The 17,121-nt window shown below is 34.7% G+C and carries 13 protein-coding genes; 2 read left to right on the top strand and 11 right to left on the bottom strand.

The features are described from left to right. Nucleotides 1-41 precede the first annotated feature (41 nt). Nucleotides 42-1,469, bottom strand: coding sequence for a glycoside hydrolase family 28 protein (locus P2W75_RS16405; protein WP_276381318.1), 1,428 nt, complete (start codon nucleotides 1,467-1,469; stop codon nucleotides 42-44). Nucleotides 1,470-1,759: 290 nt separating this feature from the next. Here P2W75_RS16405 and P2W75_RS16410 point away from each other — a divergent pair, with 290 nt between their 5' ends. Continuing rightward, a complete protein-coding gene (locus P2W75_RS16410) occupies nucleotides 1,760-2,788 on the top strand; it encodes a LacI family DNA-binding transcriptional regulator (RefSeq protein ID WP_207295782.1) in 1,029 nt (342 codons plus the stop codon). Between the two features lie 371 nt (nucleotides 2,789-3,159). Here P2W75_RS16410 and P2W75_RS16415 read toward each other — a convergent pair whose 3' ends face one another. The 8 genes from P2W75_RS16415 to P2W75_RS16450 form a co-directional block, all read right to left on the bottom strand. Then, on the bottom strand, nucleotides 3,160-4,782 hold the full coding sequence (locus tag P2W75_RS16415) for a UxaA family hydrolase (RefSeq protein ID WP_276381319.1): 1,623 nt from the start codon (nucleotides 4,780-4,782) through the stop codon (nucleotides 3,160-3,162). A gap of 33 nt (nucleotides 4,783-4,815) precedes the next feature. Then, the gene (locus tag P2W75_RS16420; RefSeq protein WP_276381320.1) at nucleotides 4,816-6,264 is read right to left on the bottom strand and encodes a tagaturonate reductase; all 1,449 of its coding nucleotides are present in this window, start codon (nucleotides 6,262-6,264) and stop codon (nucleotides 4,816-4,818) included. A gap of 214 nt (nucleotides 6,265-6,478) precedes the next feature. Next, complete coding sequence (locus P2W75_RS16425) at nucleotides 6,479-7,147, bottom strand: bifunctional 4-hydroxy-2-oxoglutarate aldolase/2-dehydro-3-deoxy-phosphogluconate aldolase (RefSeq protein ID WP_276381321.1); 669 nt, start codon at nucleotides 7,145-7,147, stop codon at nucleotides 6,479-6,481. A 12-nt stretch (nucleotides 7,148-7,159) separates the two neighbouring features. Next, nucleotides 7,160-8,182, bottom strand: a complete 1,023-nt coding sequence (locus P2W75_RS16430; RefSeq protein WP_207295778.1) for a sugar kinase — start codon at nucleotides 8,180-8,182, stop codon at nucleotides 7,160-7,162. A 176-nt stretch (nucleotides 8,183-8,358) separates the two neighbouring features. Next, a complete protein-coding gene (gene uxaC / locus P2W75_RS16435) occupies nucleotides 8,359-9,759 on the bottom strand; it encodes a glucuronate isomerase (protein WP_276381322.1) in 1,401 nt (466 codons plus the stop codon). A gap of 24 nt (nucleotides 9,760-9,783) precedes the next feature. Further along, on the bottom strand, nucleotides 9,784-10,575 hold the full coding sequence (locus tag P2W75_RS16440) for a gluconate 5-dehydrogenase (RefSeq protein WP_276381323.1): 792 nt from the start codon (nucleotides 10,573-10,575) through the stop codon (nucleotides 9,784-9,786). A 4-nt stretch (nucleotides 10,576-10,579) separates the two neighbouring features. Then, nucleotides 10,580-11,419, bottom strand: a complete 840-nt coding sequence (gene kduI, locus P2W75_RS16445) for a 5-dehydro-4-deoxy-D-glucuronate isomerase (protein ID WP_207295775.1) — start codon at nucleotides 11,417-11,419, stop codon at nucleotides 10,580-10,582. Nucleotides 11,420-11,513: 94 nt separating this feature from the next. Beyond that, on the bottom strand, nucleotides 11,514-12,983 hold the full coding sequence (locus tag P2W75_RS16450) for an MFS transporter (protein WP_276381324.1): 1,470 nt from the start codon (nucleotides 12,981-12,983) through the stop codon (nucleotides 11,514-11,516). A gap of 407 nt (nucleotides 12,984-13,390) precedes the next feature. On the opposite strand from P2W75_RS16450, the gene P2W75_RS16455 reads away from it, so the two are divergent. Continuing rightward, nucleotides 13,391-14,329 carry an alpha/beta hydrolase gene (locus P2W75_RS16455; RefSeq protein ID WP_276381325.1) on the top strand — a complete coding sequence of 313 codons (939 nt, stop codon included), beginning with the start codon at nucleotides 13,391-13,393 and terminating at the stop codon, nucleotides 14,327-14,329. An 84-nt stretch (nucleotides 14,330-14,413) separates the two neighbouring features. On the opposite strand, the gene P2W75_RS16460 is transcribed toward P2W75_RS16455, so the two are convergent. Together P2W75_RS16460 and P2W75_RS16465 are read right to left on the bottom strand one after the other, a co-directional pair. Beyond that, a complete protein-coding gene (locus P2W75_RS16460) occupies nucleotides 14,414-15,805 on the bottom strand; it encodes a PepSY domain-containing protein (protein WP_276381326.1) in 1,392 nt (463 codons plus the stop codon). 73 nt (nucleotides 15,806-15,878) lie between these two features. Further along, on the bottom strand, nucleotides 15,879-17,105 hold the full coding sequence (locus P2W75_RS16465) for a DUF4374 domain-containing protein (protein WP_276381327.1): 1,227 nt from the start codon (nucleotides 17,103-17,105) through the stop codon (nucleotides 15,879-15,881). Nucleotides 17,106-17,121: the final 16 nt, after the last annotated feature.

Consider the following 17,121-nt stretch of genomic DNA (forward strand, 5'->3'; position numbering starts at 1 on the left):
AAGTGGTTTAAGTGGTTTGGTTAAATTATTAGTTATAGTTTCTATTTTACTTTATTTCCATTGATATAGGTATTATTAAATTTTAAATTCTTTACATTTTTCAATAAGTAGATGGAGTCTACTTTTTCTATTTTTACATTCTTCAGTGTTATATTTTCTACTGGTGATTGCTCGTAACCTTCTGCCCAAATACTGTATTTACCGCCGTTTTTAACATTTACATTTTCAAGATGTATGTTTCTGATAGTTGGAATAAAATTTCCCGTTTGAGATCCGTAAACATTGTAGAACATATTAAGTTTGAGTACACATTCTTTTACAGTTCCTACTTCAAGGTTTCTTACAAAAAAGTCCTCGATAATTCCTCCCCTTTTTGAATTGGTTTTAATACGAATGGCGCGATCTAGATTTGGACTGTCCATTACACAGTTTTCTACAAAAACATTGTTTACTCCTGCCGAAATTTCGCTTCCAATTACCACTCCGCCATGACCATCAATCATTTTGCAGTTTTGAACAATAATATTTTTGCTTGGAATCGCTACTCGTCTTCCGTCTGCGTCACGTCCTGCTTTAATAGCGATACAATCATCACCAGTGTTGAACGTACAGTTTTTAATGATAATATTTTGAGAATATTCAGGATCACAGCCATCATTGTTTGGTCCGTGGCTGTTTACAGTAACTCCATCAATAATCATGTTATTGGTTTTTATTGGATGTAGAATCCAAAACGGAGCATTAATTACAGTTATGTCTTTTACCAAAACAGTATTGCATTCAAAAAATTCAATAAAATTAGGACGCAAATATCTTCCTTCACCAAAAACTCTTTCGTTTACCGGAGTTCCTCTTTCAGCCATATCCACCAAAACTTCACGATTCTGTGGATCATTCTGCGAAGGAATTCCTTTTTTCCAGCCATAATTTTTTCCTCCAGACCAAATCCACCAGTTCGTATTGTCAGCCTGACCGTTTAAAGTTCCTTTTCCGGTTATGGCAACATTGGTTTTATTTTTGGCATAAATCAAAGGAGAATAATTCATGACTTCAGTGCCCTCCCAAGAAGTATGAACAATTGGATAATCTTTCGGATTTAAACTGAAAAGAATTTCAGCCTGATCTTCTAAATGAAGATTGACGTTACTTTCTAAATGAATAGCCCCAGTTAAATATTTTCCATTTGGTACAAGTACTTTTCCTCCGCCATTTGATGCACAGGTTTGAATTGCTTTTTGGAATGCCTGAGTGTTTAATGTTTTCCCATCAGCGACCGCTCCAAAATCATTTATATTGTATGTTTTATCCTGAAAATTTGTTTTTGGAAGGTTTTTTATGATGAATTCCATTCTTCGCCACGGATCAGATTCTGAAACAGATGTAGTTTTTTTTGAGCACGATATAGTCAAAACAACCATTACACAAGCAGAAACAATAGATTTAAACGCTGTAACCTTATCTGGATTCATTAGAATTGAATTTCTGATTTAACATGGTGAAAACATAAATAATTATGTAATCGATTACACGAAAGTAGAAAATATGTTCTAACCAACCAAATTTATTTAGAAATAAATTGTATTTTTAATTTTTATTAAGAATTATAATTACATTTAATGCAAAAATTATTGTAATTTATTATCATTGTAAAATCTAAATCGATGTAGTTTTTAATTATGGTAATCGATAACATTAAATGTTAGATTATATAAAAAAAATGTATTTTTGTCAAAGAATTTAACTTGTAAAACCGTTTTTAATGAGCGAAAAAGTAACCATTTATGATATTGCGGAAAAACTAAATATCACTGCAGCTACTGTTTCCAGAGCGTTGAATAACAATCCGAAGATCAAAGAGAGTACTCGTGAATTGGTTATTAAAACCGCTGCCTCAATGAACTACAAGCAGAACAAACTTGCTTTAGCATTAAAAAGCGGTCGTAGTAATAATATTGGAGTGATCGTTCCTCGTATTGACAGCAATTTTTTTGCTTCAGTCATCAGAGGAATCGAAGAAGAACTTCATCCTCATGGTTATCAAGTGATTATCTGTCAGACTCATGAGAGCAAGAAAAGAGAAAATGAAAACTTATATACTTTAATCGATGCACAGGTTGACGGCATTCTTATGTCTGTAACCGATGTAACTGACGAAAATGACGGAGCATTCCAAAATGTATTACAAAAAAATGTACCGCTTATTTTCTTTGATAGAAGTAAACACATTGATGGTGTAAGCTCGGTAACTATAAATGATTTTAGAGGAGGTTATTTAACAACCAAACATTTAATTAATGAGGGCTGCCGACATATCGCACATTTCTCAGGAGACCAGTCGCTGGAAATCTTCAAAAACAGGTTTTTAGGATACAAACAGGCTCTTTTAGACCACGGAATTGAATTTAAAGAAGAATATGTAATTCGTACTAAAAGTAGCGTAGAAGCCGGAAAAGAAGCTGTAGATAAACTATTGCAGTTAGAAACGCCGCCAGATGCTATATTTTCATCTAGTGATTTTGCTGCTTTAGGCGCAATTCAGGAATTGAAAGAAAGAAATATCAGCATTCCGAATGAGTTTTGTGTCGCTGGTTTTAGTAATGAGCCTTTTACCAAATTCATGGAATTATCAATCACTTCTGTAGACCAGTCACCGCTTGAAATGGGAAAAATGTCTGCTCGTGTTTTCCTTGAACAGGTAGACAAAACAGATACGATTAAAATAGAGAAAAAGGTCGTTCTTGCACCTGAATTACATATCCGTAAATCATCATCGAGAACCAATTTCTAGCCAATAAAAAAGCATTTTAAAACCGTTTTTATTTAAACCACATAAGTCATATAAGCTCATTTTAGAATGGGCTTTTTTTATGCAAGCTTCGGGGAAGCGAAATATTTATAGTTGCAGAAAAATATGTCGCTCCGCTGGAGCTTTAAGTTGAACCCTAACCTTTTGCCATAAATATTCCGCTTCTCCGAAGCTTTCTCAAAAACAAGAGGCGCAAAACAGCGTCTTCTATATAGACCTTTATCACTTTGCAACTTTATAACTAAAAAATGAACTTATATCACTTATATGGTCCAAAAAAAAGACGCACAAATGTGCGTCTTTTATATAAACCTTTGTTGCTTTGTCTCTTTGCAACTTTGAACCTAAAAAAATTAAAGCGAAACTCCTCTTTTCCAAGGAATAAAATCGTTTTGATTTAAAAGCGCCGCTTTTGTTTTGATCGTACCACTTGCTACATCAATAATAAATTCGAGCATTTCATCTGCCATTTCTTCAATCGATTTTTCCCCAGTGATAATTCCACCAGTATCAATATCGATGATATCTGACATTTTATTCGCTAATTGTGTGTTAGATGAAATCTTAACTACCGGTGCAATTGGATTTCCTGTTGGCGTTCCTAAACCTGTTGTAAACAATACCATATTTGCGCCTGATCCCACCATTGCTGTTGTACACTCAACGTCGTTTCCTGGTGTACAAAGCAAAGTTAAACCAGGTTTTGTAATGTATTCTCCATAATCAAAAACTCCTGTAATTGGAGAAGTTCCTCCTTTCTTAGCAGCTCCTGCAGATTTCATTGCATCTGTAATCAAACCATCTTTAATGTTACCCGGAGATGGATTCATATCAAATCCCGAACCAGCGTCTACAACTGTTTTTTCATACCATTGCATTAAATCCAAGAAACGTTTTCCGCTTTCGTCTTCTACGCAACGGTTTACTAATTCTTGCTCTACTCCACATAATTCAGGGAACTCAGAAAGAATAGTTGTTCCTCCTAAAGCAGCCAATAAATCTGAAGTTACTCCCAATGTTGGGTTTGCCGAAATACCAGAGAATCCATCAGATCCACCGCACTCTAAACCAATTCTTAATTTAGATAATGGAGCTGGTTCTCTCTTGATTTCGTTTGCTTTTTTAATCGCTTCAAAAGTATCTTTTACAACACTGCTAAGCATTGTTTCGATAGTTCCGATAGATTGCTGATCGTAAATCAAAACAGGCTTTTTACTGTTTGGATTAATCGCATTAAGAGCATCTTTGAAAATCGAAATTTGAAGATTTTGGCATCCTAAACTTAACACAGTTGCTCCCGCAACGTTTGGATTGTTTACATAACCCGCTAATAATTTAGCCAAACTATGAGAATCCTGACGAATACCTCCACAACCACCTTGATGTGTAATGAATTTTACTTCAATATTGTTGAATAAATTAGCATCATTTGATGCTGCTTCATTTCCTGCTCCTCCAGTTTCTGATTTTACCAAAGAACGAAGCAATAACTGATAATCGTTCTCTTTTGGTTTCATTAATTCTTTCTCAAAAATATCTTTTAGGATTTCGATATTTCTGTTTTCACAAAAAACTAACGGGAAGAATAGCCAAACGTTTTCTGTCCCTACTTGTCCGTCTTCTCTATGATATCCCTGCCATGTTCTGTCTTTCCACTTGTCTACATTTGGAGCCGTCCAGCCAATAGTTTCTGTTTTACCAGTAACTTTATCACTTTCGTGTTTTACATTTTCTGTAGAAAGAAGTCCACCTCTTTCAATTCTGGCGCTTGCTTTTCCAACCAAAACACCATACATAATGATTCTGTCTCCTACATTAAAAGGAACCATCGCAATCTTATGTTTCATTTTTACATCAGACTCAACTGTAACTGACTCTCCTTCGAAATCAATTACCTCGCCTGCTGTAAGGTTTACCAAAGCCACCGCAACATTATCCGTTGGATGTACTTTTATTAATTTTTTCTGCGCTGCCATAATCAACCTTTGTTCTTTGTTTTTTTATCTTTTTTATTTTATTCTTTCCTGAAACTTAGCAAAACCAGCTTCAACACCGTTTGCATCAATTTCTTCTAAAGCAATTGTAATTGCTTTTGTTAACGAAGGAATTTCCGTTAAATCTTCATCCCAGAAATTTTTGTTTTGCAAAGTAAGTCTGGCGATTTTTTCATAGTCATCTGATTTCCACAAACCATCAAAGAACGTTACAATATCTTCGCTATCGTTGACTGGTAAAGCTTGTCCGTTCCAAGTTCCTTTGTAAAAACGGATCAAGGCTGCGAAAGCGAAAGTTAAGTGAACCGGAAGTTTACCATGAACATCAACATATCCTGTTAAACTTGGCAATACACGAACTTTAAATTTAGAAATTGAATTTAAAGCGATCGATGATAATAAATGTTTGATAAATGGATTTCTGAAACGGTCTAAAATTTCTTCAGAGAAACTTGCCAGTTCTTCTTTATCCATATTTAAAGTTTCGTTGATTTCTTCAAAAACCGCTTTATTGATAAATTCTCCTGTAAAAGGATTATCAACAGTTTCTTTTACAGTTTCGTTTCCATAAAGCAATGAAAACGGTACCATTGCGGTATGTGCTCCGTTTAAGATTCTTACTTTACGTGTACGATATGGCTGCATATCTTCAACGATTTTAACATCTAAATCAGTTTTGTGAAAGGGAAGTTTTGCTTTCAATTCATCATCACCTTCAATTACCCATAAAAAGAACGTTTCGGCACTTACGATTAAATCATCTTTATATTCTAACTGGCTGTTATATTCTTCGATTTGATCTTTTGGATATCCGGGAACAATTCTGTCAACCAATGTATTATGGAAAGAACAGTCATTTAACAACCACGAAACAAATTCTTGTTCCAATTTCCAGTCAACGCAATATTTTAAAATAACTTCTTTTAAAGTATCTGAGTTATAATTGATTAACTCACATGGAATGATGGTTAATCCTTTATCTGAAGCGCCTTTAAAGTGCTTAAATCTCTCGTATAAAAGTACGGTTAATTTTGCCGGAAATGAAACCGGAGGCTGCATTGTTACTGTATCTGAAACAATATATTCAATACCAGCTTCTGTTGTATTTGAAATAATAAAAGCTAATTCTTCTTCTTTAGCCAAAGCTAAATATTCTTGGAAAGAAGCGTATGGATCAACAGCTTTAACAATATTCGTTATTAATTCTTTTTCCTGAATTTCTTCTCCTTTTTTTACTCCTTTCATAAAAAGAGTATACAATCCGTCTTGCGCATTAATCATGTTCACCAAACCTTTATCGATAGGCTGAACCACCGCAATTCCAGCATTAAAATCAGCTTTTTGATTTAATTTTTGGATAGCATATTCAACAAAGGCTCTTAAGAAGTTTCCTTCTCCAAATTGGACAATTTTTATAGGAAGTTTGTTTGAAAACTCTGAATTTGATCTGTTTATTTTTTCCATTATTTCTTGATTAAAGTGTTTTAAATAACCACTTCTTTCCCTTATTATCTTTTATTAATTCGGATACATTGTAAATGAAACATTACACCTGTATAAGGACAAAGTTTGCTGTGAGGAGTGACAAAATCTGCTCCGCAAGCGTAATGTTCAATTACAATCTCTAAAATCTAAAAAAAACGCATCTAAATAAGGAATTGGCATGATTACTCCTTATTTATTTTCTTATATTTTTTATGATATCCAAAACCTCACTTACTTTAGCAGTTAGGCCATTGAAATCTTTATTTTCTAATATATCTTTTGAAATTAACTGTGAACCCAAACCAACGCAGGTTGCTCCAGCATTCAGCCATGAACTTAAACTTTCTTCTGTTGGGTAAACACCGCCAGTAGGCATAATGTTTGTCCACGGGCAAGGTCCTTTTATGGCTTTAATAAATTCTGGTCCATAAGTGTCAGCAGGGAATAATTTTACAATTTCGCATCCTAATTCTTCTGCTCTTGCAATTTCAGATAAAGTTCCGCAGCCTGGTGACCATAATACTTTACGACGATTGCAGGCAATTGCAATATCTTCTCTAAAAACTGGAGTTACGATAAAATTTGCTCCTAAACTCATGTATAACGAAGCCGATGCCGCATCTGTAACAGAACCAACACCTAAAATCATTCCTGGTAATTCAGTCAGAGCATATTTGTTTAAAGCACCGAAAACTTCGTGTGCAAAGTCACCTCTGCTTGTAAATTCCATTAATCTGGAACCTCCGTCATAGCACGCTTTTAAAACTTTTTTACTTAATTCAATATCAGAATGAAAAAACAACGGAACCATTCCATTATCTTTCATTGTCTGCGCTACTTCTATTCTTGAATATTTTGCCATGTTTTTATTAAATTATCTTGATACCAATGCAGAACCATCGCCATCAATCATATTTTCAACTTCTTTTAAAGTAACCAGATTATAATCGCCTGCAATAGTGTGTTTTAAACAACAAGCCGCTACTGCAAAATCTAAAGCTCTCTGGTTATTATTTTGATATTCTAACAATCCGTAAATTAATCCGCCCATAAAAGCATCTCCACTTCCTACTCGATCAACTACTGGAGTAACTTCTTTTACCGCTGCTTGATAAAGTGTTTTTCCATCAAATAAAACCCCGCCAATTCTTTGGTGAGAGGCACTTACTGAATAACGAAGCGTAGTCGCTGCAATTTTTAAATTTGGAATTAACTCAAACAGTTTTTCATATAAAACTGGAAGTGTTTTTTCATCCTGATAATTCGGATTTACTTTCGGGATTCCCAGCATAAAATAAGCTGTATCAATATCTCCTAAAATCACATTACTGTATTTTAACATCTCTGGCATAACCTCACTTGGAGTTTTACCATACTGCCAAAGTTTTGATCTGTAATTTAAATCGCATGAAATTTTAATTCCTAATTTATGAGCGACTTTAATGGCTTCCAAACAGGCTTCAGCTGCGGTTTGAGAAATTGCCGGAGTAATTCCGCTCCAGTGAAACCACTCGGCTCCTTCCAGAACTTTTTCCCAGTCAATTTGGCCTTTTTCAATAGTTGCCATCGCACTATGCGCACGATCGTACACTACATTACTGCCGCGTGTTCCAGCTCCGGTTTCAAGAAAATAAATTCCTAAACGTTCGCCTCCGTATACTATATTTTTACATTCGACATTCATTTTTCGCATTTCTTTCAATGCCGATAAACCAATTTCGTTTTGAGGTAATCTTGTTACAAATTCAGCGTTTAAACCGTAATTTGCCAGTGACACGCATACATTAAATTCTCCGCCTCCGTATGTAGCACCAAATGCTGTAGATTGCGAAAAACGTAAATGTCTTTCTGTCGATAAACGCAGCATGATTTCTCCAAATGCAACTACTTTACTCATTTTTTTTATTTTTAATTTTACCATTAAGACATTAAGAAAATTAAGCTTTACTTTATGTTTTCTTTGTGAGTAAAAGTTAAGTTTATTAAGCATCCCCGCTTAATTATCTTTCTATTATTAAGTAACTATTTAAACCCAAAAACTTAATTTTCTTAATATCTTAATGGTTGAAAAAATTAGAATTTGAAATACTCTTTTGCGTTATTGTATGAGATGTCTGAAACTAATTTCCCAATCCATTCCATATCATTTGGAAGTTCTCCTCTTTTGATTTCGTCTCCCAAAAGATTACATAAAATTCTTCTGAAATATTCGTGTCTTGGGAATGACAAGAAACTTCTTGAATCGGTTAACATTCCCACAAAACAACTGATTAATCCCATGTTTGAAAGCGCATTCAATTGTTTTGTCATTCCGTCCTTCTGATCTAAGAACCACCATCCTGATCCAAATTGTACTTTTCCACGAACGCTTCCGTCGTTAAAATTTCCAATCATAGTGGCCATAACTTCGTTATCAGCTGGATTTAAGTTGTAAATAATGGTTTTAGTCAATTTATCTTTACTGTCTAAAGCGTTTAAGAAAGCCGATAATTTTTGTGCCTGTGGATAATCTCCAATAGAATCCCATCCTGTATCTGGGCCTAAAATTCTGTGCATACGAGCATTATTGTTACGCAATGCACCTAAGTGAAACTGCTGTACCCATCCAAATTCATGATACGTTTCTGACAAGAAAACCAAAATGGCACTGTGGAATTTTAAAACTTCTTCTGGAGACAATTCGCCGTTTTCTCTTTTCTTTTTGAAAATAGCATTTACTTCACTTTCTGTAAAGTTTTCAAAATCAATCTGATTTAAACCGTGATCGCTTAATTTACATCCGTTTACATTAAAGAATTCAATTCTTTTTCTTAAAGCAGACTGCAAATCAGCATACGTATTAATTGCAACTCCGGACACATCCCCTAATGTGTCCAGATATGCATTATAACCATCATTAGCAATTAAGATGGCTTTATCAGGTCTGAAAGCCGTACTCATCTTTATTCCAGTTGAGTTGTTTGCGAATTTTTGATGAAATTCTAAAGAATCAATTGGATCTTCTGTAGTACAAACTAATTCAGCATTTACTTTTTTAAGAAGGTTTTGCGTGCTGTACGCTTGAGAGTTTACTTTCTCTGACGTTTCGATATAGATTTTTTCTGCTGATTTTTCATTCAGTAAATCATAAATATCAAAATAACGCGCTAATTCTAGGTGAGTCCAGTGATACAAAGGATTACGCATAGTATACGGAACCGTTTTTGCCCAGTTTAAGAATTTATCTTTATCCGATCCATTTCCGGTTACAAACTGCTCGTTGATCCCTAAGGTACGCATAGCACGCCATTTGTAGTGGTCACCGTTTATCCAGACATTTGTTATGTTGTCGAAAATTTTATCTTCGGCAATAAACTGAGGATTTAAGTGATTATGGTAGTCAATAATAGGCTGATTTTTTGAGTAATTGTGATACAATTCTTCAGCATATTTATTTTCTAATAAAAAATTATCGTGTATAAATGTCTGGCTCATAGTTTTTAAAATATAATATGAAAATTATTCTTCGTTTGAAGGTTTTCCGATTGTAGCAAGAATTCCTCCGTCAACATATAAAATGTGACCGTTTACAAAATCACTCGCTTTTGATGATAAAAATATTGCTGCTCCTGCTAAATCACTTGGATCTCCCCATTTGGCCGCAGGTGTTCTGCTTATAATAAACTCGTTAAACGGATGTCCGTCAACTCTAATTGGTTTTGTTTGTTCTGTTGCAAAATATCCGGGCCCAATTCCGTTGATTTGAACATTGTATTTTGCCCATTCTGTTGCCATGTTTTTGGTCAGCATTTTTAAACCTCCTTTTGCAGCAGCATAAGCAGAAACGGTGTTTCGACCCAATTCGCTCATCATAGAACAGATGTTGATTATTTTGCCTTGTCTTCTTTGGATCATTCCTTTTGCAACATGCTTGGAAACAATAAATGGACTTACTAAATCAATATCAACTACTTCTCTGAAATCTGAAACTTCCATATCTAAAAGCGGAATTCTTTTGATAATTCCAGCATTATTGATGAGGATATCGATGGGTCCAACTTCGCTTTCAATTTTCTGAATCGCTGTTTTTACTTCTTGTTCTTCCGTTACATTAAATTTGTAACCAACTGCAGTAATACCTTCGCTTTTTAATTCTGCTACAGCATTATCAATTTTTTCTTGAGAAGAATTTCCGTTTACCACAATCGTTGCACCCGCCTGACCTAATCCTTTTGCCATTGCCATTCCTAGTCCGTGCGTGCTTCCTGTAATAAGGGCAATTTTTCCTTTTATGTCGAATAAGTTTGTCATTTTCTTATCTTAAATCAGTGATTTTACAAACATCCATATCTCCGTAATCTAGGTTTTCACCAGCCATTCCCCAGATAAAAGTATAATTACTGGTTCCTGAACCTGAGTGAATAGACCAAGGCGGAGAAATTACTGCTTGATGGTTGTTCATCCAAATATGTCTTGTTTCTTGCGGTTGCCCCATAAAGTGGCAAACTGCCTGATCTTGCGGAATATCCAAATAGAAATAAACTTCCATTCTGCGATCGTGAACGTGTGCCGGCATGGTGTTCCAAACACTTCCGGGTTTTAATTCTGTCATTCCCATTTGCAATTGGCAGGTTGTCACTACGCTTCCAATAATCATCTGGTTTACAGTTCGGTGATTCGCTGTTTCCATTGTTCCCAACTGTAATTTATTAGCTTCAGCTAAACTTACTTTTTTAGTTGGGTAAGTTGTGTGAGCTGGTGCAGAATTCAAATAAAATTTAGCTGGGTTATTACTGTCATCGCTTTTAAAAACCACTTCTTTATTTCCAGCTCCAATGTATAAAGCATCTTTAAAACCTAATTCATAAGTTGTTCCTTCAACAACAACAGAACCACTTCCGCCAACATTTATAATTCCTAATTCTCTTCTTTCTAAAAAATATGGCGCTTTTAGCGGATCAATAGTTTCCAAAGCCAAATCGCCTTTTACAGGAACTGCAGAACCCGCAATGTATCGATCGTAATGCGAGTAAACCAATACGATTTCATCTTCCTGCATTAAGTCATCAATTAAGAATTCTTCTCGTAACTGCTGTGTATCATATTTTTTTACAGCTTCAGGGCTAGAGGCGTATCTTGAACTATATTTTGTCATAATTTTTTATTTAATGTAATCGATTGCACAAAATTAATTTTTTATATTCAAATAGCATAATTTAAATTCAAAAAATCTTTTAATTAGAACAAATCTATAGATCCGTAATTGGGCTGTATTTTGGAACTAATGATTTCATTACAATCCAGCCTGTTAAATAACAAACCGCACAGATAGAGAAAATAATGAAATATCCAGCTTCAATTCCTTTGAAACCCATAAAAACCATTTCAGTTTCTTTAGCATAATCAAATAAAACTCCTGAACCTTTGTTGATTAAAGTTGATCCAACACCTCCTGCTAAGCCTCCAATTCCAGTAATTGTTGCAATTGCTTTTTTAGGAAACATATCGCCTACTGTTGTAAAAATATTTGCCGACCAAGACTGGTGAGCCGCTCCCGCAATTCCGATAATGATTACCGGAACCCAGTAACTAATGTAACCTAATGGTTGTGCAATCAAAGCTAATAAAGGAAAAAAGGCAAAAATCAGCATAGCTCTCATTCTTCCTTCATAAGGGTTCATTCCTTTTTTCTCTACGAAATACGTTGGCAGCCATCCACCAATAATTGACAATAATGTAATCATGTACAAGACAAACAACGGCAGAGCTGCTTCAGTAGAGTCCATTCCATAAACTGAACTTAAATAAGCAGGCGTCCAAAATAAAAAGAACCACCATACACCATCAGTCATAAATTTACCAAAAGCAAATGCCCAAGTTTGTTTGTATTTAAAACATTCCACCAAAGACACTTTTGAAGTTGCTTCCAAAGTAAGTTCACTAATTTTAGGATCAGCTGCATCATCTTGTTGGATATAAGCTAATTCTTCAGCCGTTACTTTTGAATGTCTTTCTGGTTTGTCGTACATAAAAATCCAGAATCCCATCCATATAAATCCTAAAGCTCCAATGATAATGAATGACATTTCCCATCCAAAAGATTTAGCAATAAACGGAATTGTAACTGGCGCCGCCAAAGCTCCAACTGTTGCTCCAGCATTAAAAATACTGGTTGCAAAAGCTCTGTCTTTTTTAGGAAAATATTCGGCTGTTGTTTTAATTGCTGCAGGGAAGTTTCCCGCTTCTCCAACTGCTAAAACGAAACGTGCAAAAATAAAAAGAGCGACACTCACATTAATTACCAATGCTGTATCGTTTATTGTACTAATTATTTCTTTAGAACCATGAAAACCTACTAACCAGTTTCCCGTAATGATTCCAGAAGTTGCGATTCCACAAAATGCATGTAGACAAGCTCCTATAGACCAAACTCCAATTGCCCAAAGAAATCCCTTTTTGGTATCCATCCAGTCTACAAATCTTCCTGCCAGTAACAAAGAAACAGCATAAAATATTGAAAATAAAGCTGTAATATTACCATAATTATTATTTGTCCAATGAAATTCAGGTGCTATAAAATCACTCCATGTCAATGAAAGAACTTGTCGGTCTAAATAATTAATTGTGGTTGCAAAAAATAACAATGCACATATACTCCAGCGATATCGTCCTGCAGATTTAATGGTCTGATTGGCTGTTGCAGCATCTGTTTGATTCATAGTAGTGGTTATTAGATAGTTATATAAAGTTTCGAAAAATTAATTCGCAGTAAAAAAATCTATTTTAAAGAGATTAAAATCAACATTTTATAATGAAAAAGCGATAATAATGTAATCGATTGCACAAATATAGTTTTTAATCTTTATATTCCAAATAAATTGTATAAAAAATTATTTTAAGTCTTGAAATAAACATATTGCTCAAAAAAAAGAACTCAAAATTACACATTAAACAATATATTTGTTAAAAGCTAATAGGTGAATTTTATCCTTTTTTAGGGGTAAAATCGTCCTGTTTCCGTGCGTTTAAGGACTCTTTTTGCATTCAATCCTATTGTGCAGAAAAGCGGTTACATTTTATGCAACAAAGTAGTAAACAATTGTATAACAAATAATTATCTATTAAATTGAAAAATACAGCAACATTATCGTTAAGAAGAATCTCATTGTTTTTTCTGCTTTTCACAGGAGTATTATATACCCATGCCCAAAATCAGGTAATTCCGCTTTGGAATACAATTCCAGACGAGATTAAAGCATCAAATTATAAGGAAAAAGAAGAATCTAAAGACGGAAAAGTACAAAGCACGAGTTTGGTTTCGGTTCCTACTCTAACGGCCTTTTTTCCAGCTGTTACCAAACCTAATCAAACCGCAGTAGTTATTCTTCCCGGCGGAGGTTATTCGCATTTGGCAATTGACAAAGAAGGAACCAAAATAGCAGAATGGTTTAAAACTCTTGGAATTCCTGCTTTTGTATTAAAATATCGTCTGCCAAGCGATTTGATTATGAAGAATAAAAATATCGGGCCATTGCAGGATGCCCAAGAAGCGATTCGTTATGTAAGGCAGAATGCTGCAAAATGGAACATCAATCCCAATAAAATTGGAATTATGGGTTTTTCTGCAGGCGGACATTTAGCTTCTACTTTGTCGACACATTATGATGATAAAGTCTATGAATCAGCTTTTAAAGTGAGTGCTCGTCCAGATTTCTCTGTTTTGATTTATCCGGTAATCTCAATGGAAAACGAAATTACACATAAGGGCTCGCAGATTAATTTATTAGGAGAAAGTCCTTCGCAGGAATTGATTGATTCTTTTTCGAACGAAAAGAAAGTCAATGCCAAAACTCCTCCTGCATTTTTAATTCATGCCACAGATGATACAGTAGTTATTCCTGAAAATAGTATTAATTATTATCTGGCATTAAAGAAAAATGGTGTTTCGGCAGAAATGCACATTTATGAAAAAGGCGGACACGGGTTTGGTTTAGGAACAGACGATACGAGTAAATTCTGGCCAAAACAGCTTGAAAATTGGCTGAAAGCGAATCAATTGAATTAAAAACACAAAAGGCAAAACTTAAATAAGTTTTGCCTTTTGATCAAAAAAAAACAAAGAGAAATTAAAAAACCAATTTCATGCTCTTTAAGCGATTACTTCGCTTGCTGTATTTTTTAGTTTCGCAGCTGGAACTGCTTTACTTGCTACTTTTGGTTTTGCTGCTGGCGCCTTTTTACCAAATTTCTGTTTTCCCCACCAAATTATAAATCCTGTAATAGGTAAACTGGCCGAAATTAAACTGGCCAAAAAAGCAATAATTTTTCCTGTAAGTCCTAATATGCTTCCTACGTGAATGTCATAATTCATTCTTCGGATTTTGTCTGGAATATTGGCTTCTATATATTTTCCTGAAAAAGGTGTTTTTATGGAAATTTCCTTTAAAGTCTGCTGATCAAAACTATAACGATCCATATTGTAATAGGTATTTTTTTGTTTGTAAACAAAAGCACCAATAGGATCTGCCGGTTTTGCTGGAATTGAAATTAAAATTCCAGAGGCCTGAGGGTTTTCTTTTCGCATTTTCAGCAGCACTTTATCGGCTGTAGAGATATTAAAAACTTTAATATTTGTAGTATCTGATTTTGGAGATTCACGGTTTTCAACCAAAGGTTTTCCACCAGATGTTACCCAGTATAAGGATTTACTCCACCAGCCAAAACTCCATACTAACCCAGTAACTGCAATAAAGAACAGGAAAATACAGCTGTAAAAGCCCAACACATTATGCATATCATAATTGACACGCTTAAAACTAGCATTCCATTTAATTTTAAAGCTTTTATCGATAATTGATTTAATCCATTTTGTAGGCCACCACAGCACAATACCTGAAATTAAAAGCACTAGGAAAATTAAAACCGCTACACCTACAATTGGTCGTCCAATTTCATACGGAAGCCATAAAGCGCGGTGTCCGTTTAATATCCATCTAAAAAAATCGGGTGATTCACCTCTTGAAAAAGACTTAACGTTTAGGATTTCTCCTGTGTACGGATTCATATAAACGCTTATAAAAGTTCCTTTTCTTCTGCCTTTCGGTTTTTCTTTACCTTTTTCTTTTTTAGCATTTTGAGCTAAATCTTTTTTCTTTTCTTCCCGTTTATGTTCTCCTCTTTTATCCTCACCTTTTCCGCTTTCTTCTTTTTTCTCAACAAAATAACCTATAATAGCAGCTTCGTCTTTTCCACCAAAAGTTATACTTGCTGCTTTTTTGTCTTTCATTTTCTTATCGGCAATGGTAACCAATTGTGAAGGAAGCATAAAAGCTTTTTCTTGAGGTTTTACAAAACGCCAATCTTCAATAAAATCCTTTATTTCATTTTCAAAAACATAAATACAGCCTGTAAGACTCACAATAACTACAATAATTCCTGATGCCAATCCCAGCCATAAATGCAGCCAGGCCATAATGCGCTTAAAAAGCGACTTTTTACTTTTTTTCTTATTATTTGGTTTTGATTTTGAAGAAGAAAACATATTCAGATAGATAAATAGGATCAATAAAAAACCGTAAGCCTCCCCTAAGAAAGAGACTTACGGTAAAAAAAAATTAATATTTCAATTTCTGGATAGCAGTAATCTGGCCGCCTTCAACTTTCATACCTCTTGTAGCGACTCCAGTTGTACCATTAACTGTGTAAATCCAGTTTCCTTCAGGAGTATTGATTCCGATAATAGCAGAATTGCCATCTTCAGATGTAATATTGTAACGGCTTGTCGCAGAAGTCAAGGTTTCAGGAACGTTTGTCGCCCATTTAAATGTCTGGTTATACACATCAACTACAGCCAATTTAACTGCACCGTTGTTTTTTCCAGCGTTTCCGTACATTAACAATAAAAATTTACCATTTGAAATATAGCTTGTAGATGAGATTTTGTATCCACCTGATTTTTCTTCCACATTAAAGAAATACGATTGATCGAATTCTGTAGTTCCTTTTTTGATTCTCACTACGGCAGAAGGTTTTTTAGAAACCAAAACTGAATTGCTTGTTGCAATCGCTCCAGAAAATCCATAAGCATCTCCATTTTCATCCTGAAACAAACCTTTTGTAAAGTAAGCTCCTAAATAACTGGTACGGTTATCTTTGATTACTTTTTGTAATTTAAGCTCTGGATAATTGTAAACAGCAACCCAAGTACTGTCTGGATTTACCGTTCCGAAGTTATCAACTCCATCACCTTTAATGCTCATGTACGGCATGTATACTTTATCACCAACTTGAGTTGCCCAAGTAAAGAAAGCTCTTTCTCCGTTTCCTGCCAATACTTTAGTATCTTGCTGTGCTTCACCTTTAATAAGAGATTCTTTAGCATCAATTTTATACATTGAAGCAATAGAAGCTCCGCTTCTTGGTACTTTAACAGTTAAAATATCACTGTTTATAGCTGCGAAAACATGAACAGTTTCGGCTTGAAAGTTTGATTTCTTAACTAAGTTTCCTGAAGCATTTAAGTTGTAAGTTGTTACAGCTCCTGGATTTCCTTGCCCGTAAAGCAAACTGAAAAAGTTATTTTCGGCTGTAATGTAATAACGATAGGTTCCATCTTGTTCGATACCGTTTCCAACAGTCGTAATTGATCCTGTAGAAACATCATCTGCCGTTAATAAATAATCTGCCACTCCTGTTGCTCCGGTTGTAGCCGTAATAATATATTTTGTTTTTCCTGTATCGCTTCCGCCCGTGTTCTCTTCGGATTTATCATCACTGCTGCAAGAAAATGTTGTAAAAGCTATAAAAGCTGCAAATAACGCTAATGTGCTATTTTTTTTCATGGTATTATGGTTTGAA

It is taken from the genome of Flavobacterium sp. H4147, assembly GCF_029360735.1.
GTDB lineage: Bacteria > Bacteroidota > Bacteroidia > Flavobacteriales > Flavobacteriaceae > Flavobacterium > Flavobacterium endoglycinae.